Source organism: Archangium sp. (genome assembly GCF_057119385.1).
The window spans coordinates 1-24,860 of sequence record NZ_DBNGVP010000234.1; the positions used below are offsets into that span (position 1 = coordinate 1).

Annotated in this window: 19 protein-coding genes; 12 read left to right on the forward strand and 7 right to left on the reverse strand. The window is 71.1% G+C overall.

Translation table 11 applies throughout. The features are described from left to right. Positions 1-154: 154 nt before the first annotated feature. Positions 155-1,150, reverse strand: a complete 996-nt coding sequence (locus AC16DP_RS51430; RefSeq protein WP_329726538.1) for a porin family protein — start codon at positions 1,148-1,150, stop codon at positions 155-157. Between the two features lie 143 nt (positions 1,151-1,293). Here AC16DP_RS51430 and AC16DP_RS51435 point away from each other — a divergent pair, with 143 nt between their 5' ends. Continuing rightward, on the forward strand, positions 1,294-1,944 hold the full coding sequence (locus tag AC16DP_RS51435; protein ID WP_329726539.1) for a hypothetical protein: 651 nt from the start codon (positions 1,294-1,296) through the stop codon (positions 1,942-1,944). Between the two features lie 221 nt (positions 1,945-2,165). Beyond that, positions 2,166-3,875 carry a sensor histidine kinase gene (locus AC16DP_RS51440; RefSeq protein ID WP_329726540.1) on the forward strand — a complete coding sequence of 570 codons (1,710 nt, stop codon included), beginning with the start codon at positions 2,166-2,168 and terminating at the stop codon, positions 3,873-3,875. A 134-nt stretch (positions 3,876-4,009) separates the two neighbouring features. Here the strand turns inward: AC16DP_RS51440 and AC16DP_RS51445 are convergent, their stop codons facing one another. Both AC16DP_RS51445 and AC16DP_RS51450 read right to left on the reverse strand, forming a co-directional pair. Next, positions 4,010-4,381 (reverse strand): hypothetical protein, encoded by a 372-nt coding sequence (locus AC16DP_RS51445; protein ID WP_329726541.1) that lies wholly within the window; start codon positions 4,379-4,381, stop codon positions 4,010-4,012. 192 nt (positions 4,382-4,573) lie between these two features. Beyond that, the gene (locus AC16DP_RS51450; RefSeq protein WP_329726542.1) at positions 4,574-5,578 is read right to left on the reverse strand and encodes a glycosyltransferase family 4 protein; all 1,005 of its coding nucleotides are present in this window, start codon (positions 5,576-5,578) and stop codon (positions 4,574-4,576) included. A gap of 295 nt (positions 5,579-5,873) precedes the next feature. On the opposite strand from AC16DP_RS51450, the gene AC16DP_RS51455 reads away from it, so the two are divergent. From AC16DP_RS51455 to AC16DP_RS51475, 5 genes are all read left to right on the forward strand, one after another. Further along, positions 5,874-7,208 carry a DUF763 domain-containing protein gene (locus tag AC16DP_RS51455; protein WP_329726543.1) on the forward strand — a complete coding sequence of 445 codons (1,335 nt, stop codon included), beginning with the start codon at positions 5,874-5,876 and terminating at the stop codon, positions 7,206-7,208. Between the two features lie 290 nt (positions 7,209-7,498). Next, entirely contained in the window at positions 7,499-8,278 is a 780-nt protein-coding gene (locus AC16DP_RS51460; protein ID WP_329726544.1) for a hypothetical protein, read from the forward strand. Between the two features lie 94 nt (positions 8,279-8,372). Further along, the gene (locus tag AC16DP_RS51465; protein WP_329726545.1) at positions 8,373-8,984 is read left to right on the forward strand and encodes a hypothetical protein; all 612 of its coding nucleotides are present in this window, start codon (positions 8,373-8,375) and stop codon (positions 8,982-8,984) included. A 20-nt stretch (positions 8,985-9,004) separates the two neighbouring features. After that, positions 9,005-9,817: a hypothetical protein gene (locus AC16DP_RS51470; RefSeq protein ID WP_329726546.1), complete on the forward strand. Its 813-nt coding sequence runs from the start codon at positions 9,005-9,007 to the stop codon at positions 9,815-9,817. A gap of 251 nt (positions 9,818-10,068) precedes the next feature. Further along, positions 10,069-12,561 (forward strand): PAS domain S-box protein, encoded by a 2,493-nt coding sequence (locus AC16DP_RS51475; RefSeq protein ID WP_329726547.1) that lies wholly within the window; start codon positions 10,069-10,071, stop codon positions 12,559-12,561. A 23-nt stretch (positions 12,562-12,584) separates the two neighbouring features. On the opposite strand, the gene AC16DP_RS51480 is transcribed toward AC16DP_RS51475, so the two are convergent. Continuing rightward, positions 12,585-14,300, reverse strand: coding sequence for an NAD-dependent malic enzyme (locus tag AC16DP_RS51480; protein ID WP_329726548.1), 1,716 nt, complete (start codon positions 14,298-14,300; stop codon positions 12,585-12,587). A 309-nt stretch (positions 14,301-14,609) separates the two neighbouring features. On the opposite strand from AC16DP_RS51480, the gene AC16DP_RS51485 reads away from it, so the two are divergent. Both AC16DP_RS51485 and AC16DP_RS51490 read left to right on the forward strand, forming a co-directional pair. After that, positions 14,610-17,822: a fused MFS/spermidine synthase gene (locus tag AC16DP_RS51485; protein ID WP_329726549.1), complete on the forward strand. Its 3,213-nt coding sequence runs from the start codon at positions 14,610-14,612 to the stop codon at positions 17,820-17,822. 45 nt (positions 17,823-17,867) lie between these two features. Next, positions 17,868-18,425 (forward strand): DUF2378 family protein, encoded by a 558-nt coding sequence (locus tag AC16DP_RS51490; RefSeq protein ID WP_329726550.1) that lies wholly within the window; start codon positions 17,868-17,870, stop codon positions 18,423-18,425. An 18-nt stretch (positions 18,426-18,443) separates the two neighbouring features. Here the strand turns inward: AC16DP_RS51490 and AC16DP_RS51495 are convergent, their stop codons facing one another. The 3 genes from AC16DP_RS51495 to AC16DP_RS51505 are packed head-to-tail and all read right to left on the reverse strand — an operon-like array spanning position 18,444 to position 20,475. Next, complete coding sequence (locus AC16DP_RS51495) at positions 18,444-19,151, reverse strand: 2OG-Fe(II) oxygenase (protein ID WP_329726551.1); 708 nt, start codon at positions 19,149-19,151, stop codon at positions 18,444-18,446. 10 nt (positions 19,152-19,161) lie between these two features. Next, positions 19,162-19,638 (reverse strand): FKBP-type peptidyl-prolyl cis-trans isomerase, encoded by a 477-nt coding sequence (locus AC16DP_RS51500; protein ID WP_329726552.1) that lies wholly within the window; start codon positions 19,636-19,638, stop codon positions 19,162-19,164. A gap of 42 nt (positions 19,639-19,680) precedes the next feature. After that, on the reverse strand, positions 19,681-20,475 hold the full coding sequence (locus AC16DP_RS51505) for a hypothetical protein (protein WP_329726553.1): 795 nt from the start codon (positions 20,473-20,475) through the stop codon (positions 19,681-19,683). A 229-nt stretch (positions 20,476-20,704) separates the two neighbouring features. Between AC16DP_RS51505 and AC16DP_RS51510 the strand changes: the two genes are divergently transcribed. The 3 genes from AC16DP_RS51510 to AC16DP_RS51520 all read left to right on the forward strand — a co-directional run. Beyond that, on the forward strand, positions 20,705-21,961 hold the full coding sequence (locus AC16DP_RS51510; RefSeq protein ID WP_329726554.1) for a phospholipase D-like domain-containing protein: 1,257 nt from the start codon (positions 20,705-20,707) through the stop codon (positions 21,959-21,961). Between the two features lie 110 nt (positions 21,962-22,071). Next, positions 22,072-22,893: a sterol desaturase family protein gene (locus AC16DP_RS51515; RefSeq protein WP_329726555.1), complete on the forward strand. Its 822-nt coding sequence runs from the start codon at positions 22,072-22,074 to the stop codon at positions 22,891-22,893. Between the two features lie 76 nt (positions 22,894-22,969). Next, positions 22,970-24,860, forward strand: a 1,891-nt coding sequence (locus tag AC16DP_RS51520; protein ID WP_483957129.1) for a hypothetical protein, incomplete at its 3' end; no start/stop codon positions are given.

Genomic DNA, 24,860 nt, shown 5'->3' on the forward strand with positions numbered 1-24,860 from the left:
GGTGCGAGATGGGCTTCCGCTCGCAGTGAGTCCATGAGCCGAAGAGCCGGATGCGGGAATTCCGCACGTCCGGATCCGTGGGGGGCCGGGGAGGTAACTCCCCGGTCTACCCGACCAAGTTCGTGAAGAGCGCGCCCGGGAGGTGGCTGCTGTTTCAGAAGTGCAGGCCGATGCCCGCGAATGGGCCGCCCAGCTTGTCCCGGTGCACCACCCCATCCAGGTGGCCCCGGTCATCCAGCAGCAGTCCGCGCCAGCCCGCCCTCAGCGTCAGCGTGCCCAGGTGCATCGCCAGTGCCGCCTGTCCATCCAGTTGCAGGTGCGGCAGCGGCACCCACTGCAGCCGGCCTTCCACGTCGAACGGGCCGAACAGGCACCGCTCGAACGACAGCGCCAGGCTCGGGCCGATGAAGGTGATGTCCGGCGCTCGCGCCATCGCCACGCCCGCCTCCCACCTCAGCCGCCCGTTCTCGCTCGCGATCGGGGAGAACGTCAGGGCCACGTCCGCCAGGTGGATGTGGTCCTTTCCCTCCGAGCCGTCATCCGTGTTCAGCGTCAGCGCCGTGATGTGCGTGGCCACGCCCCAGTGCCGCTCCTCGATGCCCAGGTTGAAGCCCACCGCTCCGCCTTCCTTCAGGGCGTTCGCGTCCACTCCCATCCGCACCATCACCGGATGGTTCTCCTCCTCCGGCTCCTGGGTCACCGGTCGCGGACGGTACCGTCGGTAGTACGGAACGTACGCCCCCGACATGGAGATCCACGCCATGCCCGGCGTGAGGATGGGCCCTCGGGGACGTGGGCCCTGGCCCCCTCCATCGTTGCCGCCGGAGTCCGGCGAATCGTCTCCACCCTGGCCCACCGGCGTGGCGTCGTGGACCCGGGACTTGCCCCCACTGACGCTGCTGCTGCCGTGCTCGCGGGAGTTCCACCCGGAATAGCCGGAGCCCGAGGAGCGCGAGCCGCCGGACGAGGACGAACTGGAGCCCGACGAGCGCGAGCCGCCGGACGAGGACGAGCCTCCTGATTTGCCGAAGCGGGCCTCGGCCACGGTGGGGGTGAAGAAGCACCCGGCCGCCAGCGCGGCGCACAGTGTCTGCTTGGGAGAGGGCAGGGGATGCCTCCTGGGAATGCGGTTCCTCGCCGCTCCATCCAAGCACTTTTCCCGCCCCTCCGGCCGCCCCTCCCCAGCGGGTGACGCATGCCCGACAGGGTGAGTGTCCATGTCAGGAACCCCGCCGGGGCGAGTGTCATCCGGCACACGGCGGCACCCGCACGCGGAGTGGTAGCCTCCTCCCCATGTTGTTCTTCGACCTGGAGGCCTACGCCCCTCCCGATGACCGCAACGCGAGTCTCAGCTCGCTCACCGTCAACCCCGCGCGCCCGGGTCACCTGCTGCTGGGTGGATGCTTCTTCAGCAAGCGCTTCGAGGACCCCATCCCCGACGCGCCCGAGGTGCAGGGACTCTGGCTCTGGAACTTCGAGTCCGAGGCCGCGCTGCTCTCGGCCATCAAGGCCCGCTTCGAGGAGGAGTGGCGCCGCCAGCGCGAGGAGAAGGTCCGGGTGATGGGCAAGCCGGCCACGGACCTCGTCGTGTGCGGCGCGGGCATCGCCAAGTTCGACCTTCCGGCGCTCTACTGCCGCTCCGTCTTCAACGAGATCGCCAGCCCGGCCGAGCTGTTCGAGGTCTTCTTCAAGTCCCGCCCCATCGACCTCGCCAACGCGGCCAGCTTCCTCTTCCCCAAGGAGACCCTCCTCTATCCGAAGACGACCCGCGAGATGGCCGGACGTCTGGGATTGCAGGAGCGCAAGGGCTCCAGCAAGGGCGTCTGGGAGAGCTACGAGAGCCGCGACTACGCCGCCATCGAGCAGCGCACCGAGCAGGAGTTGCGGCTCGTCCTGGAGCTCTACAAGCGCCTGCAGGCGAAGATGACCCGGGCCTCCCCGTGAGAAGCGGGGCAGGCGGGCAGGCGCGAGGAGGACGGGGACGCTCTCGAAGCAGGTAGGGGGGCCTTGCAGATGGCGGGGCCCTGTCCCGTGGGACAGGGGAGAGGGAGGATACTGGAGGTCCCCGCCGCCGGGCTGCCGAGGGACCTGGGATTTCCCCTCTTCGCGTCGTGTGGGCCGTCGTGCGAGCATGCACGGGTGGTGGTTCGGCACGAGGCCCGGCGATGACGATTCGCGCCAAGGTGTTCCTGTTCGCCTTGTTGGCGGTCGGGCTCGTCTGCCTCATGGGCGTCCACCTCTACGTCGGAGCCCAGAAGGGCCAGTACATCCGCGAGCAGCTCACCGCCATCCAGGAGCAGCGCGACGCCTATGTGCGGTTGCACGCGCTGGCCTGGCCCTACCTGAACATGCTCGCCCAGAGGCGGCGGGTGGAGGGCAGCACCGCGCTCGCCCAGCGCGAGTTGATGCTCGAGGTGGATGAGGAGCTGGTGCTGCTCGGGGACAGCCTGTCGCGCGAGGAGCGCTGGCTGGGCGACAGGTCCGAGGAGGCCGAGCGGCAGGAGCAGCAGGCGCTCCGCGACGCCATCCGGCAATGGTCGGAGTGGGCCGCGGCGCGGGTGCGTGCCCTCCCCGAGGGCAGCTCGGTGGGCTCCACGCTGGAGTGGTTGCTGTACTCCCAGTTCGAGCAGACCGTGGGCCAGCGCCTCCAGGCCCTGCAGCAGGCCGAGCTGGCCGAGATGGACGAGCTGCGGCGCCGCTGGGACGAGAACGTCCAGCTCACCCAGCAACTGGCGCTCGTCTTCCCCGTCATCTGCATCGTGCTCGTGCTGGCGCTCGCCTTCGCCATCCTCACCCCGCTGCAGCGCTCGCTCCAGGGGCTCATGGGCGTGGCCGAGCGCATCGGGCGGGGGGACTTCGACATCCAACTTCCCCGGGTGGGCCAGGACGAGCTGGGCCGGCTCACGCGCGCCTTCGACCGGATGGCGCGCGAGCTGCGTCAGCTGCTCGAGGAGAAGCAGCGGCTCATCCGCGCCGAGGCCGAGGCTTCCGAGCGCGAGGCCCGCCGCTACCACGCCCTGCTCGAGGACACGGTGCGTCTGCGCACCGCCGAGCTCGCCGACGCCAACGTCCGTCTCCAGGACAGCCTCCAGCAGCTCCAGTCCGCCCAGGAGCAGCTGCTCTTCGCGGACCGGCTCGCCGCCGTGGGCCGGCTCGCCGCGGGCGTGGGCCATGAAATCAACAACCCGCTCGCCTTCATCCTCGGCAACCTGCGCTACGTCCACCAGGAGCTGACGGAGCTGTCCGGCGCTCCCTCCTCGGAGGCCCGCGAGGAGATGATCTCCGCGCTCGCCGAGGCCTGCGAGGGCGCCGAGCGCGTGCGCCTCATCGTGCAGGACCTCAAGTCGCTGTCGCGGCCGGATGACGTGGTGCTCGGCCCGGTGGACCTGGCGGAGGTGGTGCGCGGCTCGGCCAAGATGGCCCGGCACGAGGTGAGGGACAGGGCCCGCCTGGTGGAGGACTGTGGCGCGGTGCCGCCCGTGCACGCCAACGCGGCGCGCCTGGGCCAGGTGTTCCTCAACCTCATCATCAACGCGGCGCACGCGATTCCCCCGGGCCGGGTGCGGGAGAACGAGATTCGCGTGGAGGCCCGGCTCTCCGCTCCGGACCGTGTCACCGTGGCGGTGGGTGACACCGGCGCCGGCATCCCCGCCGAGAACCTGCGGCGCATCTTCGAGCCCTTCTTCACCACCAAGTCCGTGGGCGTGGGCACGGGGTTGGGGCTGTCGGTGTGCCACCGCATCATCACCGCGCTCGGCGGAGAGATTCGCGTGGAGAGCGAGCCGGGCCGCGGCACCCGCTTCTTCATCACCCTGCCCGTGGCCGAGCGCTCCGTGGACGCCGGGCCGTCCTCCTCCAGTCAATCCGCGGCCTGAGCTGTCCGGCGCTGGACGTCCAGTGGGCGCAAGGGGTTGGCGAACGCGGGATGTTCACCAACTTGGGCGTGCGAGTCAGCCGACATTCAGGAGGAGGACCGGATGCCACCGCGTGGAGTGAAGAGTCCGAAGCGTCAGCGGCAGTACGCTAAAATCAAACAGTCCGCGCGCAAGCGGGGCGCCAGCGAGGGCCGGGCCGAGGAGCTCGCCGCCCGCGTCGTCAACAAGCAGCGCGGCAAGTCCGGTGAGACGAAGGGCGCCTCGAAGCGCTCGGCGAAGAAGACCTCCGCGAAGAAGACGTCCGCGAAGAGCTCGTCGCGCCGGGCGAAGCCGGCCCGCGGCACCCGCAGCTCCGGAGCCAAGTCCCGCAGCCGCACCACCGCCGCGAAGTCCCGGCGCAAGTCGAGCGGCTCGTCCGGCTCGCGCTCCCGCTCGTCCGGCTCGCGCGGCCGATCCAGCTCGCGCAGCCGCTCCAGCTCCTCGCGCTCGAAGAAGTAGGCGCGCACTCCCTCCCCCACCGGGCGAGGGACGGGGTGGGGCTCTTCCCGTCACCCGTTAACTGGCACCGGTGCGTGGGGGACCAGGACGGGCTGTTCGCCTCGGCGAGCCGCGAGTACCGGCGCTCGATGAACGAGGTGGCGTACCGGGCCCGCGCGAGGCCAGCCTCATCGAGTCCCGGTGCTTCCGTCTCGGGGCGCTCAGCGGCCCAGTGCTGACTGGTACACCCGCGCGAGCGCCCGGGCCTCGTTCGCCACGCCGAAGCGCGCCCGGGCCTCCTCGGCGGCGTGGAGCCCCACCTGCCTCGCCCGCTCCGGCTCGTGCAGCAGCTGGCGCAGCAGCTCGCGCAGTTCGGCCACGTTGCCCGGCTCGAAGAGGAAGCCGGTGCGGCCGTGCTCGATGAAGGAAGGCACGTGCGGCAGCCGGCTCATCACCGTGCAACAGCCGCACGCCATCGCCTCCAGCATCACCATGGAGAAGGACTCGAAGTGCGTCGGGTTCACCAGCACGCTCAGGCCCTGGTACCAGGGCACCACCGGGCGCTGCTCCCCGGCCAGCACCAGGCGTCCGCTCGTCTGGGCACGCAGGTGCTCGGCCCACGCGCGGTCTCGCCCCTTGGCCAGCCCCACGAGCACTGGGGTCCACTCGGACGCGGGGAGCTCGGGCAGGAGGGGCGTGAGGGCCTCGACGAAGTCTCCCTGGCCCTTGCTGGGGCGGATGCGGCCCACCACGCCGATTCCCCGCCGGCCACCGAGCCCCAGTGCCTTCCACGCCGCCTCCCGGTCCGCGGGCGGGGTGAAGCGCTCCAGGTCCACGCCGTGCGGCACCAGCTGCGAGGGCCTCCCCATCCACCCCGCGCTCTGGGCGTTGAGCGTGACGAGCTGCTCGGCGAAGCGGGTGAGGAAGCGCGTGAAGCGGCCCGGCGGCTTGCCTCCGTGGCGCGTGTAGACGAGCCGCACCTCCCGGCCCACCCACCGCAGCAGCAGCCCGGCCAGCAGCTCGTTGTTCCGGTGCGCGTGCCACACCACCGGCTCCTGGCGGATGCGCCGCCACAGCTCGCCCCAGGCGATGCGCGGCACGTCCTCCTCCAGGTTTCCCCCTACGGCCCGCGTCTCCATCAACCGCGCCAGCTCGGTGACGATGCGCTCGGTGTGCGCGGTGACGCCGGTGCGGCGCCGGTGGAAGTGGGGGTGAACGACGAGCATGGCGCCGCTGTCTGTACCCGATGCCAGATTCGGTGGCATCTGGCGTCTGGCGCCTGAGTTCCCCCACTTGTGGTGCCAAGGTGTGTCCATGCCTACCTCGGGACAGCGGAGTGGGCACAGGGGGTTCAACCCGGGAGGCGTGGCACCCTCACCCCGTCCCTCTCCCGGAGGGCGAGGGGAAATGGGCGCGGTCCGCCCGCCCGTGGAGCGGCCGGGCCCTTGTCTCCGCGGGCCCCACCGTGAAGAAGGACCCGAGGTCAGAGGTTGACTCCAGGAGGTTACCTCCGGAGTCATCATGGACCGTACGGGCAGTGCAGACCTTCCCCTCCACTCGGGCCGCGTGCCGGACTGGCTCGCCGAGCGCATGGCGCGCATGAGCCGCGTCCTCGTCGAGGCGCTCGTGCTCCACTACGGCCGCCACGAGGTGCTTCGCCGGCTCGCCCACCCCTTCTGGTTCCAGTCCCTCGGCGCCGTCATGGGCATGGACTGGCACTCCTCGGGCGTCACCACCACCGTGCTCGGCGCCCTCAAGCGCGGCCTCACCCCCGGCGGCCGTCAGCTCGGCCTCTACGTCGTCGGCGGCAAGGGGCTCCAGGCGCGCCGCACCCCCGACGAGCTGCGCATCATCGGCGATCGCGTGGGCATCGACGCCGACGCGCTGATCCGCGCCAGCCGCCTCGCGGCCAAGGTGGACAGCGCCGCCGTGCAGGACGGCTTCGAGCTGTATGCCCACAGCCTCATCCTCTCGGACGACAACGCGTGGGCCGTGGTGCAGCAGGGGATGAACGCCGAGGCCCGCCAGGCCCGGCGCTACCACTGGCTCTCCGAGGGCCTGGGCAGCTTCGTGGACTCGCCCCACGCCGCCATCGAGGGGCCCAACCAGGGCGTCATCCTCAACCTCACGGACAGGCGCGCCTCGCGGGCCCGGGCCGCGCAGGTGGAGCTCGTCTCCCAGGGGCCTGACGTGGTGCTGGGCGCCCTGCGCAAGCTGCGTCCCCAGTCCGCCCCCGAGCCCGTGCCCTTCACTCCGCCACTGCCCCACCTCCAGATGCCCGTGCACGAGGAGGTGACACGCGACGACGTGGTGCTGCGCCGGCTCCACGGCACGCTGGCCGCCGCGGCCGAGCAGGGCCCTCGCGACTTCGCTGAGCTGCTCCTCACCCCCGGCGTGGGCGCGCGCACCGTGGCCGCGCTGGCCAGCGTGGCCGAGGTCCTCCATGGCTCGCCCTCGCGCTTCACGGATCCCGCGCGCTTCGCCTTCGCCCAGGGTGGCAAGGACCGGCAGCCCTTCCCGGTGCGGCTGGATGTCTACGACGAGACGCTGCGCGTGCTGCGCTCGGCGGTGGACGCGGCGAAGCTCGGCAACGACGAGCGGCTCCAGGCCATCCGCGAGTTGGACCGGCAGGCGCGGCGGCTCGAGTCCGTGGTGTCCGCCACCCCCACGGGCGCTTCCTTCGAGGCGCTCGTCGAGGAAGGGTGGAAGGACGTCCCCGAGCTGCTGCCCACGCACGGGCCTCCGCGCCGGCCCTCGGGACGTGCCGGCTGGCGGCGCCGCGGGGCCCGGAAACAGCTGGAGCTGCCGGGCCTGGACGAGGAGACGAAGGGGGACTCCTCCCGTCAGCCAGGGTAACGGTCATCGCTCAATCCAGGGCAGCTCACCCGGAAGCACCACGTCCACCCCAAGTACCTGGGTGGTGCCGAGGACGGCCCGACGGTGGACCTGGACCCCGCCTACCACCAGCTCATCACCAATGCCTTCCGCAAAGAGTACAGGTACGGCCAGGGGGAGCTTCCATCTGCGGCGGAGCAACAGGACATCATGCGACAGGTCTATTCCCGCTACCCTCTACCGGGCATCCACTTGCAACCATGAGAGAAATACTCGAACTCAGGACATCGGAGGAGAACGCCGCGCTCTACGTGCCTCCAGGCGTGGGTGAGACGCTGGGGCACGTGCGCCGCCTGCTGCTGGAGGTGAGCAATCCGCTGGTGGAGCAGCTGCGGGCCATCGAATGGGAGTACCGCGCCCGGGGCACCACGCTCTTCAGCATGTGTGTCGTGGAGCGTCACTACACGCAGCGAGAGCTGCGGGCCGCCGAGTACGTCATGGTGGGGTTCTGGCCCTTCTTCCAGCCCACGGGCGCGGAGTGTGGCACCCGCTACGATGAATCCGCTGCCTGTCCCCATTGTGGCTCCGGGGCCCGGCAGGTCAACGAGCTGCACCTGGAGTTGCGCCGCATCCCCAAGAGCCGTGACCTCTCCATCACCATGGGAGGGGAGTACGTCATCACCTCCCGGCTCGCCGAGGTGCTTCGCCAGCACCGCATCACTGGCTACGAGCTGCATCCCATCGTGAGCAGGGGTGGCAGGCCGACCCTGGACCATCACCAGCTTGTCCTTCCCTCGGCCACGGCCGAGGTCGTACCTCCCACCCACGCAGGAGGGAGCTATCTCTACCCGGAGCCCGACTCGAGCCGCTGCCCCGAGGGTCATGTCCTGGGTCACCGGTTGCTCTCCCCCCTGTATGTCTCGCGCGACAGCGTGGGGGAACTGGACTGGGTGTTCACCCGGCAGAAGTTCGGCATGCGGGGAGGGCTCTTCCATCCCCTCCCGAGGATGATCGTCACCCAGCGGCTCTACCGCCTGCTGGCGGAGCAGAAGGTCCGTCACCTCCATGCCGAGGTCGTCCACCTCGTCTGAGGCGTGCTGGCGGACGCTTCGCCCCGGCCTGGTCGGGGACTCTCGGGGTGTTCTTGCGTGGTGGGCGCGATGCGAATGCTAGCGTCCCGGCCTCATGAGACGACATTCGGGGTACGGGTTCCTGCTGGGGTGGGTCCTCCTCCTGGCGTGTGCGGGGACTCCTGCTCCTTCCTCGTACGAGAGCACGGGGAGTGGGGAGCCGCAGGTCCTGGCCCTGGGCCCCCGGTTCCGCTTTCCGCGTCCCGCGAAGCCGCCCGCGCCCAACAAGCCACTTCCGGCTCCGAAGGCCGAGCCTCCCCCTGCGGCGGCCCCCGCGTCGCCCTCCTCCTCCGCGGCGAAGCCGCCCGCGGCCCAGACACCGGCTCCGCAGAAGCCCGCCGCGGCCAATCCCACGGCCCGGGGCTTCCTGGACCCGAAGCTGGCGCGCTCGCTCTTCGACCAGGGCATGGCGGAGGCGAGGAAGCGCTTCCCCCACCTCCACGGCAAGCCGAAGCAGAAGCACCATGTCCACCCCAAGTACCTGGGTGGTGCCGAGGACGGCCCCACCGTGGACCTGGACCCCGCCTACCACCAGCTCATCACCAACGCCTTCCGGCAAGAAGCCAGATATGGGCAAGGCCTCCTGCCGGAGCTCGCGGATCTGCAGGAGATCATGCGGAGGGTGTATTCCCGCTATCCTCTGCCGGGCATTCACTTCCAACCATGAGAGAGATTCTCGAGCTCAGGATGCCGGAGGAAGAGGCCAGGCGCCATGTGCCTCCAGGCGTGGGGGAGACGTTGCCGCTGGGGCACGTGCGCCGCCTGCTGCTGGATGTAGACAATCCGCTGGTGGAGCAGCTGCGGGCCATCGAGTGGGAGTACCGCGCCCGGGGCACCACGCTCTTCAGCATGTGTGACGTGGAGCGCCACTACACGCCGCGAGAGCTGCGGGCCGCCGAGTACGTCATGGTGGGGTTCTGGCCCTTCTTCCGGCCCACGGGCGCGGAGTGTGGCACTCGCTATGACGAATCCGCTGCCTGTCCCCATTGCGGCTCCGGGGCCCGGCAGGCCAACGCGCTGCACCTGGAGTTGCGCCGCATCCCCAAGAGCCGCGAGCTCTCCATCACCATGGGAGGCGAGTACGTCATCACCTCCCGGCTCGCCGAGGTGCTCCGCCAGCACCGCATCACCGGCTACGAGCTGCGTCCCATCGTGAGCAGGGGTGGCAGGCCGACCCTGGACCATCACCAGCTCGTCCTTCCCTCGGCCACGGCCGAGGTCGTACCTCCCACCCACGCAGGAGGGAGCTATCTCTACCCGGAGCCCGACCCGAGTCGCTGTCCCGAGGGCCACGTTCTCGGACTCCGGTTGCTCTCGGCCGTGTATGTCTCGCGCGACAGCGTGGGGAACCTGGACTGGGTGTTCACCCGGCAGAAGTTCGGCAGGCGGGGAGGGCTCTTCCATCCCCTCCCGAGGATGATCGTCACCCAGCGGCTCTACCGCCTGCTGGCGGAGCAGAAGGTCCGTCACCTCCATGCCGAGGCCGTCCACCTCGTCTGAGGCGTGCTGGCGGACCCTTCGCCCCGGCCTGGATGAGGACACCTCCGGTGGCCCTTCCGCTCACCCCGGGTAAAGGATTCCGCTGACGCTCGCTCCCCTGGAGGGCGAGGGGCCGGGCCGGGCAGGGGACGCGTACGGTGGCGGACAACTGTTGGGTTCCAGGGTGGGACGGAGCGGCGGGAGGGAGGGGGCAAGGCGGTAATCTGTCCGGTGGCGCCTGTCCCCCCCAGGCGAGTAGGGAGCCCTTCATCGTGACGAGCAGCAGCCACTCCGCCCCTTCCGCGAGACGGGGGACCCAGGACAAGCGGGCCTCACCTCCCCGGCTGGACGGACGGGTGCTGGTGGTCGACGACACGGAGGCCAAGCGCTACCTCCTCGCCCAGACGCTGCGCCTGGCGGGCATGGAGGTGGTGGAGGCGGTGAGCGGCAAGATGGCCCTGGCCGCGGCCCTGTCCGGCCCCGACGTGGTGGTGCTGGACGTGTGCCTGCCGGACATGAGCGGCTTCGAGGTGTGCCGCCGCCTCAAGGAGGACCCCGCCACCTCCGCCATCCCCGTGCTCTACATCTCCGCCCTGCTGCAGGACGCGGAGCTGGAGGAGCGGCTCTTCGAGGACGGCGCGGACGGCTACATCCCCCAGCCCATCGATTCGCGCCACCTGGTGGCGCAGACGTGGGCCCTCATCCGCATGCGCCGCGCGGAGCAGGCCCGCCAGCGCGAGCGCGAGGAGGCCCAGGCCGACAAGGCCCGGCTGCAACGCGAGCTGGAGCGCTCGCGGGCCCGCGCTCGCCGGCTCACCGAGTCCGGCCTGGTGGGCATCCTCTATTGGGACCTGGACGGCTCCGTCCTCGAGGCCAATGACCTCTTCCTGGCCATGGTGGGCTACACGCGCGAGGACCTGGAGCGGGGCCTCATCGACTGGCGGAAGATGACGCCGCCGGAGTGGGCGGTGCCGGACGCGTGGTCCATCGAGAAGCTGCGGGCCCAGGGCTTCAGCGGGCTGTACGAGAAGCAATACGTGCGCAAGGACGGCTCGCGGGTGGACGTGATGCTGGGCTCGGCCGCCTTCGACGGCGAGCCCCACCGCGGCGTGTCGATGGTGGTGGACCTCTCCGAGCGCCGGGAGGCCGAGCGCCGGCTCAATCACCTCATGGCGGAGCTGGGGCAGAGCGAGACCCGGCTGCGGCTGGCGCTCGACTCGGCCGGGCTGGGCGCGTGGAGCTACGAGCTGGCCACCGGGCAGCACCACTGGGACGCGCGCGCCAAGGAGCTGTTCGGGCTGCCGCCGGAGGCCCCGGTGGACCTGGAGGTGTGGCGGGCGGCGACCCACCCGGAGGACCGGGCGTGGGTGGCGGCGGGCGTCCGTCGCGCGCTGGCCGGGGAGGCCGGGGGCTCGTTCTCGGCGGAGTACCGGACGGTGGGCGCGCAGGACGGGGTGTTGCGGTGGATCGCCTCGCGGGGCCGGGTCCTCTTCGGCGCGGACGGGCGGGCCACGCGGCTGTCGGGCACCTACCTGGACATCACCGAGCGCAAGCTGAACGAGCAGCGCGCCGCGGAGCTCCAGTCCACCACGGCCGCCTTCGCGCATGCGCTCACCCCCCAGCAGGTGGGCGAGGCCCTGGTGTCTCATGGGCTGAAGTCCCTGGGCGCCTACGCGGGCGTGCTCAGCCTGGTGGAGGGCGAGCGGCTGCGCATCTCCAGCTACTTCGGCTATCCCCACACCCTCCTGCACGAGTTCGGCCTCTTCCCGCTGCAAATCCGCACGCCTTCCACCGTGGCCGTGCTCGAGGGGCGGACCCAGGCCGTGCAGGCCACCGGGTCCCTGGCGTGGGAGTGGCCCGAGTTCGCCCCCTCCGTGCGGGGCAGCCGCAGCCGCACCTGGTTGAGCACGCCGTTGAAGGTGGGGGAGCGGGTGGTGGGCGTGCTGGGGCTGAGCTTCGCCTCGCTGCGCCGCTTCAGCGCGCAGGAGAAGGCCCACCTGGAGTCGCTCTGCGGGCTGTGCGCCCAGGCGTTGGAGCGCGCCCGGCTCTACGAGGAGGAGCGGCGGGCCAAGGACGAGGCCCGGCAGCGCTCCGAGCTGGAGCAGCAGTACCTGGGCGTGGTGAGCCATGACTTGCGCAACCCCCTGGCCTCCATCTCCCTGGGGGCGCGCACGCTGCAGCGCCTGGAGCGGCCGGCCCCGGAGACGGTGCTGCGCACGGCCGGGCGCATCGCGAACAGCGCGGACACCATGGGGCGCATGGTGTCGGATCTGCTGGACTTCACGCGCGGGCGGCTGGGCGGCGGCCTGCCGCTGGAGCGCGCGCACAATGATCTCGTCCTGCTGTGCCAGGAGGTCATCGACGAGTTCTCGGTGACGCACCCGGACCGGCGCATCCTCCTGGAGGGAGACGCGCGCTGCGAGGGCTGGTGGGACGGCGAGCGCATGCGCCAGGTGCTCTCCAACCTGTTGTCCAACGCGCTGAGGCACTCGCGGCCAGGGTCGCTGGTGTCCGTGCGGGCGCGGGAGTTGGAGGGAGAGGTGGAGCTGGCGGTGTCCAACGAGGGCGAGCCGATTCCCTCCGAGCTGCTGCCGGTGCTCTTCGAGCCGTTCCGCCGGGGCCTGTCGGCGTTCCGCCCCGCGGGCAGCCTGGGGCTGGGGCTCTTCATCGTGCACCAGGTGGCGATGGGCCACGGCGGCCGGGTGGAGGTGGGCTCGGCCGGGGGCGTCACCTCCTTCACCGTGCGGATGCCGCGCGGAGCATAGGCGCGGCATTCACCCGGGGCGCGCTACTTGCCCGGCGCGCGCCGCAGCGGGAGGAACTCGGGCCGCCACATCTCCGCCTCGAGCAGGCCCTCGAGGTCCTCGGGCAGCTTGCGCTGGGCCACCTCCTCCTTCACCGCCTGCCGCATGACGGCGATGGCCACCTGCCGGCTCGCCGCGCGCAACCGGTCCATGCGCGGGTACAGCGCGCCCTGCGCCAGCCGCGCCCCGTCCGTGTAGTCCGCCAGCGCCAGCGACGCCGCCGTCAGCATCCCGTCCGTCACCCGCTTCGCCCGCGTCAGCAGCACGCCCAGCCCCAGTCCCGGGAAGATGAAGGCGTTGTTGCCCTGGCCCACCGGGTGCGGCGCCCCGTCCCACTCCACGTCCTCGAAGGGGCTGCCCGTGGCCACCAGCGCCTTGCCCTGCGTCCACTTGTAGATGTCCGCCGGCACCGCCTCGCTGTTCGCCGTCGGGTTGCTCAGCGCGAACACCACCGGGTACGGCGTGTTCGCCGCCACCGCCTTCACCACGTCCTCGCCGAACGCCGACCGCTGCCCGCTCAGCCCCAGCAGCACCGTCACCTTCGCCTCCCGCGCCGTCTCCAGCAGGCTCGGAATGCCTCCCTGAAGCTTCCACCCCGCCACGCGCGAGGGCTCGTGCGCGAACTCCAGCTTGTACGGCTCCAGCCCCTTGCGGTCCTTCAGGATGAGGCCCTTGGAATCAATCAGGTAGATGCGCTCGCGCGCCTGCTGCGTGCTCAGGCCCTCGCGCTCCAGGCCGCGGACGATCTGCCGCGCCACGCCCACGCCCCCGGCGCCCGCGCCGTGCACCAGGTACACCTGCTGGCCGAGCGTCGTCTGGCCGCGCCGCGTGGCCGACAGCAGGCCCGCCAGCACCACCGCGCCCGTGCCTTGGATGTCGTCGTTGAGCGAGGGCAGCACGTCCCGGTAGCGCTCCAGCACGTCGAAGGCCTTCTGCTTGCTGAAGTCCTCCCACTGCACCAGCACGTGGGGGAAGCGCTTCTTGAGCGCCGTCACGAAGGCGTGGATGAAGTCGTCGTACTCCTTGCCCTCCATGCGCGGGCGCTTCACGCCCAGGTAGAGCGGATCATCCAACAGCTCCTTGCGGTTCGTGCCCACGTCCAGCTCCACCGGCAGCGTCACCGCCGGGTCGATTCCCGCCGCGGCCGTGTACAGGGACAGCTTGCCGATGCAGATGGCCAGGCCGCCGAAGCCCTGGTCTCCAATGCCGAGAATCCCCTCGTTGTCCGTGGCGACAATCAATTGCACGTCCGGGAAGGGCGTGTGCGCCAGCAGCGAATCGATTTCGCCGATGTTCTCCGGGCTCACCACCAGCCCGCGCGGGTAGCGGTAGATGCGGCTGAACTGCTCCACCGCCTGCGCCACCACGGGGGTGTAGATGATGGGCATCATCTCCTCGATGTGCCGGTGGAGCAGCGCGTAGAAGAGCACCTCGCTGCGGTCCTGCAGCGCGCGCAGGAAGACGTGCTTGTCCAGGTCCGAGCGGAAGGAGCGGAAGTTGGCGTAGGAGCGCTCGAGCTGCTCGTCCAGCGAGGAGACGTGCGTGGGCAGCAGGCCCATCAATCCGAACTCGCGCCGCTCCTCGAGGCTGAAGGAGGTGCCCTTGTTGAGCAGGGGCAGGCGGGTGAGCATCAGCCCCTCCAGGTGCGTCTCCAGGTAGGGGCGGCCGTTCGCGTCGAGCTTCTTCTCGTACTGTTTCATGAAGGGAAAGTCGTATCGGGGAAGGGGGGGCGCTCCCTTAACGGCTCGCCCTCGCCTTCAACAAGGTCCCCCTCCGGGCGGGCATAAGCGACGGTTCGTCTCCCCATGCGAGGCATGTACGGCGCCCCGCGCCAACGCGTCGCGTCAACCGCGCCCCACCTCATGGGTCATGCAAGTCATTCCCGCAGGGGGTGAGGGCTGGATGCACGCCCGGTATGGGAGCGGTTTCGCACGTGGAACTGGCCTCGGCGGGAGGGCACTGGTTCAATCCCGCCCTTCGGGTCCCCGTCCGCCGCGACTGGCAGAGGAATGATGAACGCACGTGTCTGGAAGATTGCCCCCCTGCTGTTCGGCTCGGGCTTCTGCTCCCTGGTGTATCAGACGGCATGGCAGCGCGAGTTGCGCCTCATCTTCGGGGCCTCGACGGCGGCGTCGGCCGCGGTGCTGGCCATCTTCATGGGCGGGCTGGGCCTGGGCGGGGCGCTGCTGGGCGGCAGGGTGGACAAAGAGAAGCGCCCGCTGGCCTTCTACGCCAACCTGGAGCTGCTCATCTCCCTGAGCGCGGCGCTGACGCCCCTGCTGGTGATGCTGGCGCGCACCGTCTACACGGGCCTGGGCGGCTCGGTGACGATGGGGCTGGGGCTCGGCTCGGTGGTGCGGCTGGTGCTCTCCGCGCTGGTGCTGGCGGTGCCCACGCTGCTCATGGGCGGCACGCTGCCGGCGGTGGCGCGCGCGGCCGAGACGGCGGAGGACGTGCGGCGCCGGGCCGTCGCGGTCCTCTACGGCGTCAACACGCTGGGCGCGGTGGCGGGCGCGGCGGCCTCCACCTTCCTCCTCTTCGAGGTGTTCGGCACCCGCAGCACCCTGTGGCTGGCGGCCCTCGTCAACGTGCTCGTGGCGCTGGTGGCCCGCACGGTGGACCGGTCACTGCCCGGCCACGAGGTGTCCACGGCCTCCGCTGACGCCCAGGCGTCCTCGCCGGCCACCGCCCTGCCGCCGCGCCGCTTCGTGCTGGGCGCCGCGGCGCTGGTGGGCTTCGCCTTCTTCCTCATGGAGATGGTGTGGTACCGCATGCTGGGGCCGCTGCTGGGTGGCTCCACCTTCACCTTCGGCCTCATCCTGGTGGTGGCGCTGGCGGGCATCGGCCTGGGCGGCGCGGCGTACGCGGCGTGGGGCCAGCAGCGCCCGGCCACCCTGCACGGCTTCGCGCTCACGTGCCTCCTGGAGGCGGTGCTGCTCGCCGTGCCCCTGGCGCTGGGGGACCGGGTGGCGGTGCTCGCCGCCGTGGTGCGGCCGCTGTCCGTCTTCGGCTTCAGCGGGCTGGTGCTGAGCTGGGCCGTCATCGCCGTGCTGGTGGTGCTGCCGGCCGCCTTCGTCTCCGGCGTGCAGTTCCCCCTGCTGCTGGCGCTGCTGGGCCGCGGCGGTGACGACGTGGGCCGCCAGGTGGGCCAGGCCTATGCGTGGAACACCGTGGGCTCCATCGTGGGCTCGCTGGCGGGAGGCTTCGGCCTGCTGCCGCTGCTGTCGGCCCCCGGGGTGTGGCGGCTGGTGGGCGCGGTGCTGGTGGGCCTGGGGCTCGTCGCGGTGGTGCTGTCGCTGCGCCAGGAGACGCCGTCCCCCGCGCGCCTGGTGCCGCCCCTGGCCTCGGCCGCGGTGGCCACCCTGCTGCTCACCGCCACGGGGCCCACCGCCGTCTGGCGCCACAGCGCCATCGGCGCCGGCCGCGCCACGGTGGAGTTCACGTCCCACAACGGCCTGAAGGATTGGGCCTCCGGCACGCGGCACTGGTTGCTGTGGGAGACGGACGGCGTGGAGAGCAGCGTGGGCGTCATGGGCGCCTACGGCCTGTCCTTCATGGTCAACGGCAAGTCGGACGGCAACAGCATCGGCGACGCGGGCACCCAGGTGATGGGCGGCCTGCTCGGCGCGCTGGCCCACCCCCACCCCCGCCGCTCGCTGGTGGTGGGCCTGGGCACCGGCAGCACCGCCGGCTGGCTCGGCTCCGTGCCGGAGATGGAGCGCGTGGACGCGGTGGAAATCGAGCCCGCCATCCTCCGCTTCGCCCGCCAGTGCGATCCCGTCAACGAGAAGGTGCTCGACAACCCCAAGGTGAAGGTGCACCTGGACGACGCCCGCGAGGTGTTGCTGGCCTCCAAGGACTCCTACGACATCATCTTCTCCGAGCCCTCCAATCCCTACCGGGCCGGCATCTCCAGCCTCTTCTCGCGCGAGTTCTACCAGGCGGTGAAGCGGCGGCTGGCCCCCGGGGGCATCTTCCTGCAGTGGCTGCAGACGTACGAGGTGGACTCGCGCACGGTGCGCAGCGTCTACGCCACGCTCGCCAGCGAGTTCGGCTCGGTGGAGACGTGGCGCACGCAGGGAGGAGATCTCATCCTCATGGCCACGGAGATGCCGCTGCGCCACGACCTGGAGCGGATGCGGGCGCGCGTGTCGCAGGAGCCCTACCGCCGGGCGCTGCCCTGGGTGTGGGGGACGAACGAGCTGGAGGGCGTGCTGTCGCACTTCATCGCCGGGCCCGCGGTGTCCCGCGCGCTGGCCGAGGGCCAGGAGGCGCTCGTCAACACGGATGACCTCTCGTACGTGGAGTTCGCCTTCGCCCGCAGCGTGGGGCACAGGGAGTCGGGCTTCTCCCACTCGCAGTTGCGGCGCGCGGCCTGGGAGCGCAAGGCGGAGCGGCCCGAGGTGCAGCGCGGCACGGCGGACTGGCAGCGGGTGGAGGAGCTGCGGATGATGGGCGGGGACGCTCCCGTCGTCGGGACGGGGGCCGGCCTGGACGAGGCCGCGCTCAAGCGGCGCCAGGCCTTCAACGAGGCGCTCAAGGACAACAACGCCCGCCAGGCGCTGCGGCTGTGGCGCGAGGGCGGGTGGCAGCCCCGGGGGCCCTCGGAGCTCACCGCCGTGGGCTCGCTGCTGGCGGTCACCGGGGACGAGGTGGCGCTCCAGCCGCTCCTCGAGCAGCTGCGCGGCATGAAGCCCTTCGATGCCGAGGCGCTGCTGGCGCGGTTGCGGCTCCAGCAGGGGCGCCTGGCGGATGCGGCCCAGTCGCTCGAGCGCGCCTTCGCCCTGCTGCACCAGACGCCCTGGCACAACCGCGTCGTCTTCCAGGACGCGCTGTCCGTGGGCATGGAGCTCGCCGAGAAGGATGCGGCGCTGGGACAGCGGATGTGGGTGGCGCTGGAGAAGCCCTTCCTCAACAACGTGGGGGAGAGCCTGCGGTTGAGCACCCGGTTGGTGCTCGGCACCCTGCTCGAGTCCGGGAAGCGGTGCGCCGAGGCGCTCGCCGCCTTCGAGCCCCACGTCCCGTGGAACCAGAAGTTCCTCGAGACGCGCTCGCGCTGCTACGTGAACACCCAGCACCCGCTGCAGGACCAGGCGCTGGAGGACTACCTGGAGTTCATGCGCGCCGAGCCGCCGCCGCTCTGGGACGACGCGCCGGGCTCCGCTCCGGCCGGGGCGGCTCCGCCGTCCGCGCCTCCGGTGTCGGACGTGGGGTCGCCGTAGTCCGGGCCCTCCCCCTCCGGGGGTCTCCGCGCTAGGGTGCGCCCCATGCCGGAGACCCCCCTCGTCTTCAACCACACCGTCCAGGGACTCTTCTCCCGCTCGTTCCCGGACGGTGTGCCCGCCGGGCTCAAGGCGCAGCTGCGCGCGGCGGGAGTGGATCTGGACAAGCCGCTGCTGCCCGCCTACCCCACCACCGTCTGGTCCCGCTGCATCGACCTGGGCGCCCGCGCCGCCTTCCCCGGCGAGCCGCGCCCCGAGGTGGCCTGGCGCAGCATGGGCGAGCGGATGATCGACGGCTACCAGGACTCGATGATTGGCCGGGCGATGTTCTCCATGCTCCAGGTGCTGGGGCCGCGCCGCACGCTGCAGCGGGCGCAGAAGAACTTCCGCACCGGCAACAACTACTCCGAGGTCCGCGTCAGCGACGTGTCCCCCACGGAGATGGAGCTGTGGTTCAACGAGACGGACGACGTGCTGCGCCACTTCACCGTGGGGCTGGTGCTCGCGGGCCTGCGCGCCGGGGGCGCCGAGGAGCCCCAGGTGCGGCTGCTCGGCGTGGACCCCAAGGGCTTCACCCTGCGCGCCGCGTGGAAGGCGAAGTGAGGGGACTCACTTCCGGGCTCACTTCCGGGGCGCGCCGCCGTAGAGCGACTCGGCGCGGTGGAAGAGCACCCACGAGGTGATGATGTATTTGTCGTGGGACTCGGGCACGTTGCCCCGGTGGGTGTGGGTGAAGCCGGCGGGGAAGATGAGCATGCGGCCCGCCTTCGATTGGAACTTCTTCTCCTGGTAGAAGAACTCGGTCTCGCCGCCCTGGTCCACGTCGTTGAGGTAGAACTGGAAGGCGAGCACGCGGTGCAGGGGCTCGCAGCTGGCGTCCTTGGGGTACACCTCCGAGTGCCAGTGCGGATAGCCGCCGGAGCCCTTGAGGTACTTCTGCACGGTGAGGTCGCCGTAGCGGTAGAGGAAGCCGACGAGCTGGTCGAAGACGGGGTCTCCCAGCTCGGCGAAGTTCTCCCGCGTGAGCGTCGTCACCTGGCCCGTCTTCGGGTGCTTCGTGGACAGCGAGACGGCGCCGATGAGGCTGTAGAGGTACTTGCGCAGGTAGCTCTTGAGCGGAGGGAAGGCCGCGTCGAGCAGCTGGCGCAGCACGGGCTGGTAGTCCGCGTGCTGGGTGAGGTTGAGATCGAAGCTGTCCTTCTTGGTGAGGTCCACGCCGCCCCCGGTGCGGCCGCGCTGCACGTGGGGGCTCTTCTCGAAGAGCTGGAGGAGGTCCTGGCACAGCCGGGGCGGAAGGACGCCGTCGTGCACCTCGATGAAGTCGGTCATGGGGCGCGGCTCAGCGGACGACGAGCAGCTCCACGTCGAAGATGAGCACCGAGTGGGGCGGGATGGCGGGGGGGCTGCCATAGGCGCCGTAGCCGAGGGTGGAGGGGATGACGAGCCGGCGCTTGCCCCCGGTCTTCATGCCGAGCAGGCCCTCCTCGAAGCCCGCGATGAGGCGGTCGCGGCCGAACGTGAACGCGAGGGGCTGGTTGCTGTCGCGGCTGGTGTCGAACCGGGTGCCGTTGGGGAGCCAGCCGGTGTAGTGCACCTCGAGGTAGCGGCCGGCGGAGGGCTCGACGGTGCCGGTGCCCACGGCCAGGTCCTGGGTGTAGAGGCCGGACTCGCCGCGGTTCATGGCGGCGAGGTCCACGCCCAGCTCGGAGGCGAAGGTCACCTTCGCCGGGTCTCCCGAGTCCGGAACGGCGCCGTCGTCACAGGCGGAGAGGGCGAGCAGCAGACACGCGGAGAGCAGCGGGAGGAGTCGTTTCATGGCCCCGGAGCCTAGCAAGGCCGGGGGCCCGCGGGTGGGGACTCACCGGGGACGGGCGCGCGGCCCGCCGCCTGCCCACTGGTAGCCCACGGTGGCACCCGAGCCGATGAAGCCCAGGGCGATGGACTTGCGGAACCACCCGAGCGCGCCGCGGTTGCCGACGACCTCCTCGAGCAGGCCGTGCACCACCACGCCGAGCAGCGTGCCCGCGGCGGCGCCGCCGAGGGCTCCGAGGAAGGCGTGGCCCCGGTTCTGGCTGCCGTCGAAGGCCAGCTCGCCCAGGCCCCAGGTGCCGAGCGCGGCGAGGGGCGGCGTGAGCACCAGGCCCGCGCCGAACGCCGCCACGTCCAGCTCGGCCCAGCGTCCACCGGCCTCGGCGGACTGGAGGAACAGCAGCCCTCCGGGCACCGAGCCCACGAGGGTGCCGGCGGCCATCTCCGCGGCCGTCACCCACAGCCGCTCTCCGCCGAGGCGGCTCGCGCCGTACACGCCCCCGAGCGGCACGAGCGAGACCGCTCCGTACGTCACCCAGGCGCCGGGTTTGACGGGAGTGTCGGCCGTGAGGTGGGGAGACGTCCGCTCCGTCTTCTCGGGCGGCGGAGTCTGCTCCGCGTCGCGAGCGGCCTCGCGGGGCTCCAGCTGGACGGGGGTGGCGGGGCACTCGACGTTCTGGACGGGCAGCAGCGAGAGCGCGGCGGGGATGCCCCGGGCCCGCGCGCTCAGCGGCGGCTCGTGCCCGGAGGGCAGGGGCCGGGCGGAGGCGGCGGACGGTGCGAGCACGGCCCCGAGCAGCGAGAGGGAGGCCAGACAGGAGGGCAGGGAAGCAGGCAGTCGCATGGTCTCCAAGGAGGGCGAGCGAGGTGGCGGCCCCGGCCCGGGAGCCGGGCAGCGGGGGCGCGGCGGCGGGCCCGTGTCGCGGGGAGGGATGGGGCGGGTGTCGCGTTTCGTCCACCCGTGCACCGGGAGGGGCGCGTCCCAGCGGACAGAGGGGAGGCCGTGCTGTCGACGGGTGGACGGAGCGCGGGCCCCCGGAGGCAGCCGCGCGGGGCGTGACTAGCTTGCGCGCGTGAAGAAGACGCCTTGGTTGATGTTGCTGCTCGCCGTGGGACTGGCGGGCTGTCCCCTGCCGAATCACCGCCTCGCCCTGCGCATCCGCGACACCGTGCCGGAGACGCCGGAGGGCATGTCGCTCGCGTGGTACCAGACGGTGGGCGTGGAGCTGGAGCCGGGCAATCAGGTGGAGCTCGTCCACAACGGCCACGTCTTCGACCGGCTGGTGGAGGAGATTCGCGCGGCGCGCTCCAGCATCCACATCCTGCTCTACATCTGGCGGCCGGGGTACCCGTCGGACCGCATCATCCAGGCGCTGCGCGAGCGGCACCCGGGAGTGGCCTGCCGCGTGCTGGTGGACCCGTTGGGGAGCATCCGCTTCGAGGAGAACGTGGGGCCGGAGCTGGTGGCGGCCGGGTGCGAGGTGCGCATCTTCCGGCCGCTGCAGGGGACCATCGCCACGTTGAACCTGAAGCGCTTCCAGTCGCGGCTGCACCGCAAGCTGGTGGTGCGCGACGGCATCTCCGGGATGACGGGGGGCTGGGGCATCTGGAAGAGCTGGATTGGCGAGGGGCGCAAGCCGGACGAGTGGCGCGACGCGAACATCTGGGTGCAGGGCCCGGCGGCGCGAGGCCTCCAGCTGGCGTTCGCGCAGAACTGGCAGGAGGCGGGAGGCGGGATGCTGCCGGCCGAGGCCTTTCCGGAGCCGATGCCCACGCCGGGCGGGGCGCGCGCGGGCTTCGTGACGCACACGGGAGCGCCGGTGCTGACGAACGCCGAGCGGATGACGCTGCTGGCGATTGCCTCGGCGAGGAAGCGGCTGTGGATTTCCAACTCGTACTTCATCCCGACGGGGGCCATCCAGGACATGCTCATCGCGAAGGCGAAGGCGGGGGTGGACGTGCGGGTGCTGACGCCGGGGCGGCACCACGACATTGCTCCGGTGCACGAGGGCCAGCGCGCCACGTATGCGCGGCTGTTGGAGAACGGGGTGCGCATCTGGGAGTACGAGGTGTCGATGATGCACTCGAAGTCGGTGCTGGTGGATGACCGGCTGTCGATGGTGGGCTCGACGAACCTGGATCCGCTGGCGCTGAGCGCGGAGGAGGGCTCGCTGGTGGTGGACGACGCGGACCTGGCGGCGCAGCTGGCGCGGGACTTCGAGGAGGACATGCGGCACTCGGTGGAGATCCGCTGGGACTCGTGGAGGAGGCGGGGCCTGTTCAAGCGGCTGTCGGAGCGGGTGACGGTGCTGTTCGGCAAGTACCTCTGAGCGCCCCACTCGCCGCTGCGCCGGGTACCCGCTAAGCTGGCCCTTGACAGGGAGGCTTCACGGCAGGTCCGGCGTACCCGCTTCCCGTGCGCATCACCGCGGGAGGCGGTATGGACGGCTCCATCACGAGTCTGGAGGGCATTCTGGCGATGTACCAGGAGGAGCGGTTCTTCCTCATCGCCATCTGCTCCACGCTGTTGAGCATCGGGGCGTTCCTGGTGTTCGCGCTGCCGTGGACGTGGGTGGCGTACAAGAACCCGGAGTCACTGAAGAAGTACCGGGTGCAGGGGCGGGACATCCCGGTGACGCGGTGGTTCGGGCCGTCGTTGCAACGGTTGGCCGTCAACAGCCTGGTGTCCTTCCTGGGGGTGGGGGTGGCGTGGCCGGTGTTGCGGCTGTCGGGGATTCACGCGGGCGAGCTGCCAGCCTGGTACGTGATGGTGGGGCAGATCGCCTTCTTCATCGTGCTGGACGACCTCCTGTACTACTGGATGCACCGGACGCTGCACACGCGGTGGCTCTACAAGCACGTGCACTCGGTGCACCACCGCATCACGACGCCGTATGCGCTGACGGGCAATTACATGCACGCGGTCGAGTTCATGCTGACCTCGACGCTGGTGCTGGTGGGGCCGTCGCTGGTGGGGGCGCACGTGGTGACGCTGTGGGCGTGGATTGTGTTCCGGCAGTTGGAGGCGGCGGACGGGCACTCGGGGTACGACGTGCCGTGGAACCCGGCGCTGCTGATTCCGTTCTACAAGGGGCCGGCGTACCACGACTTCCACCACCGGAGGTTCTTCGGCAACTACGCGGGCTTCTTCGCGTACCTGGACAAGGTATTCGGAGGCACGTGGTCGAAGGGGTACGAGGAGTACCGGAGGGCGCGCCAGCAGCGGCCGGAGCCGGAGCCCCAGCCGCAGCCGGAGCCGTAGTTCCGCCCGCGCTGTCTCGTCTCTCCGGAGCTGATAGGATTTCTGTCAGCATTGGAGCCAGCCGTTGGAGGCGCCGATGACTTCCGCACCGCGGGTGCTGCTGCTGCTGGGGGCAGTGCTGCTCTCCACCGGCTGCGTCACGCTGGAGCCGCGACAGGGTGGCAGCACCGCGGAGGGCCCCCTCGCTCTGTCCATGTTGGGAGAGGCGGGGGACAGTACGCTCGAAACGCTCGAACTTGAGGTGCGCGGCGCCCGAGGGCTGGGCCCGGACGCCGCCCTGGCGAGCTCGGGGCCTCCCACGAGGGAGCCGCCCTCGTGCGGAGGACAGGCCGTGCCCGAGGGGTGGCCCGACTTCTCCTCCAGCCCCGAGGAGCTGCTGGCGCCCTTCCTCACGTGTACCTCGCCCGGGGAAGTGCTCGCCCTGCAGCAGCGCGTGGACATGCCGCGGCTGCTGGAGGCACTGGACGACTGGGGGGCGGTGCGCCTCGGCGCCCTGGGCCCACCGCGTGAGGACGTCGCCCGCCTGTTCAACGACAAGCGCACGTCCCTGCTGGTGAAGGCCCCCGAGGCCTATGGGCGCCTCAACGCACAGGTGCTCGCCGTCTTCATCGCCGACTCGGCTTATGACAATGACTTGAGGGAGATGCTCTTCCTGCTGGCCCGGGACAAGCGGCTGGAGGAGACCCTCGCGCTGCTGCCGGCCTTCCCGGTGGCGTTGGAGAAGCGGGGGCTGAAACCCACGGCCCGTGTGGACAGGGACGCCGAATTCACAGACGTGGGCCGGGGCATTCTCCGATTCAGCGCCGACGCGCTCTCCAGCACTCCCGTGAGCGACGGGGGCAGCGAGCTCGCCTTCTTCCCCATACGCGAGCAACTGCCGCCGGAGTACCAGGAGGCGCTCGCCAGGGCCCGGAGGGAGCTGGTGGAGCACGCCTCGGCGGGCGACATGGCGCTGAGAGCTTTTGACGACCTCACCTTTGGTGTGCCGCTGGGGGGCTACCACTTTGTCGCCAACTCCCTGCATGGGGTGGGGTTGCTGGGGCGGGGAGAGTGGGAGCAGGGCACGCGCGAGGTGGCGCCGGCGCTGGTGCTGGCCCTCGTCGGGGGGTACAGGGGAGTGCGCTACCTCGCCACGGAGGAAGGCGCCGCGGGCGTACGCGTGCGCCTGAGCACCGGGGTGGACGCTGTGAGAGCGCGGCTGCGTGCCCTGAAGGAGACGGCGCGGCAGCTGCACGGGGTGATGAACCTGCAGGGCCTGCGCGACCTGGCGGGGTACATCCGGGCCAGCCGTGAGGCAGGGCGCTTCGTGGCCGAGGGAGGGGCGGACGCCGCGCTGGCGCTGTACGAAGCACGGGGGAATGTGGCCAGGGCCCGGCCCCTGCTGTCCAGGGCCAGGCCTGGGGCCGCTGGCGCGGCGGACGACGCCGCACGTCCCTCCTCCAGGAAGACGGGAGGCGCGGAGCGCCAGGGCACCCTGGCCTCGCTGGTGGATGAGGGGGTGGGCCACACGCGCGAGGTGGTGGAGGCGAAGCTGGCTGCGGCGGAGCTCGAGGCCCCGGGCCCGCGCCTGTCCAAGGACGTGAGCGTGCTGGAGAAACACCGCCCCGCCCTCGACGCCCCGCCGCCCGAGGCCCGGGGCAACCCGCGCTGGCGCGAGTACGTGGAGTACTACCACGAGCGATGCAGGGAGGTGGAGCAGGGCAAGGCCAGCAAGGGCCCCCTGAAATGGGAAGGCTATGAGCGGCTGCGCGGGTGGTTTGCCCGGGGGCTGGCCTTCGAGCGCGACATGGTGAGGCTGCTGCAAGAGGACGCGAAGAAGCCTCGGTCACAGCGCAGCTTCCTCGGGGACTTCGACAAGCCTCCATCGACGCACCCCCGCATTGTCGCAATGGTCGCGAGATTCGGTGGTCATCACCCACCCACTCCATCCGTTCGCAGGTCGCACGCTTCCTCTGCTACAGCACATC

Coding starts and splice junctions, on each gene's coding strand:
- AC16DP_RS51440 (WP_329726540.1), top strand. CDS start 2,166: ATGACGATTCGCGCCAAGGTGTTCCTGTTCGCCTTGTTGGCGGTCGGG.
- AC16DP_RS51455 (WP_329726543.1), top strand. CDS start 5,874: ATGGACCGTACGGGCAGTGCAGACCTTCCCCTCCACTCGGGCCGCGTG.
- AC16DP_RS51470 (WP_329726546.1), top strand. CDS start 9,005: ATGCCGGAGGAAGAGGCCAGGCGCCATGTGCCTCCAGGCGTGGGGGAG.
- AC16DP_RS51450 (WP_329726542.1), bottom strand. CDS start 5,578: ATGCTCGTCGTTCACCCCCACTTCCACCGGCGCCGCACCGGCGTCACC.
- AC16DP_RS51465 (WP_329726545.1), top strand. CDS start 8,373: ATGAGACGACATTCGGGGTACGGGTTCCTGCTGGGGTGGGTCCTCCTC.
- AC16DP_RS51500 (WP_329726552.1), bottom strand. CDS start 19,638: ATGAAACGACTCCTCCCGCTGCTCTCCGCGTGTCTGCTGCTCGCCCTC.
- AC16DP_RS51490 (WP_329726550.1), top strand. CDS start 17,868: ATGCCGGAGACCCCCCTCGTCTTCAACCACACCGTCCAGGGACTCTTC.
- AC16DP_RS51435 (WP_329726539.1), top strand. CDS start 1,294: ATGTTGTTCTTCGACCTGGAGGCCTACGCCCCTCCCGATGACCGCAAC.
- AC16DP_RS51485 (WP_329726549.1), top strand. CDS start 14,610: ATGATGAACGCACGTGTCTGGAAGATTGCCCCCCTGCTGTTCGGCTCG.
- AC16DP_RS51495 (WP_329726551.1), bottom strand. CDS start 19,151: ATGACCGACTTCATCGAGGTGCACGACGGCGTCCTTCCGCCCCGGCTG.
- AC16DP_RS51515 (WP_329726555.1), top strand. CDS start 22,072: ATGGACGGCTCCATCACGAGTCTGGAGGGCATTCTGGCGATGTACCAG.
- AC16DP_RS51480 (WP_329726548.1), bottom strand. CDS start 14,300: ATGAAACAGTACGAGAAGAAGCTCGACGCGAACGGCCGCCCCTACCTG.
- AC16DP_RS51505 (WP_329726553.1), bottom strand. CDS start 20,475: ATGCGACTGCCTGCTTCCCTGCCCTCCTGTCTGGCCTCCCTCTCGCTG.